This is a genomic window from Streptomyces nanshensis (genome assembly GCF_001751255.1).
GTDB lineage: Bacteria > Actinomycetota > Actinomycetes > Streptomycetales > Streptomycetaceae > Streptomyces > Streptomyces nanshensis_A.
Window position 1 is genome coordinate 1 of the sequence record NZ_LJGW01000263.1, and the last position, 644, is coordinate 644.

Below are 644 nucleotides of genomic sequence, written 5' to 3' on the forward strand. Positions count from 1 at the left end.
AGCCCGGCCCGCAGGCACACCACCCAGAACCACCAGACACGCCAACGCGGTACCGGTACGCCCGCGCCCACCACCGCACGCCACCTCAACCCGTTCAACCTCCGCCCGCGACCACACCTCCCCCAACAACACCAAAGCCTGAGTCCGGCTGGCCGGCAGACGGAAATCCGGCCAGCACAACCACCGGGAATCCCACGGCACGTGAGGCGGCCGCCTGCCCAGCAGGAAGAGGGAGAAGGCCGGTTCGGGGCCGGGCGGCAGCGGACGGCGCAGCGCACGGCCGCGCACAAGGCGCCCCGAGGGCAGCCGCAACACACCGGCACCCTCCGGATCCCACGCCCCGCCCCCACACACCCCGTTCGCCCTGTTCGCCCCGTTCACCGGCACCACGCCAACCCCCTACCGCATCTCAGACCCTGACCACGCCCGCCGCCAACGCACCAACGATGTACCACCGAAGGAAAGCCAACAGCACCACCACCGCCGGCACCCGCGAACAACCACCCACCCGCCCGGCCCGACCCCCGAGGAAGAAAGCAGCCGGCGCCCCACTGCCCCCGCAAGGACGGCACAAAAGACCGTCGACACCCACAGCGCAACGGCTCACCGCGGCCTCACCCCCGCCCAGCACGCACCCGGTTCAA

At 71.6% G+C, this 644-nt stretch carries 1 protein-coding gene; it reads right to left on the reverse strand.

Translation table 11 applies throughout. The annotated features are described in order from the left end of the window. Positions 1-354, reverse strand: a 354-nt coding sequence (locus AN218_RS38265; RefSeq protein ID WP_107421466.1) for a phosphatase domain-containing protein, incomplete at its 3' end; no start/stop codon positions are given. Positions 355-644: the final 290 nt, after the last annotated feature.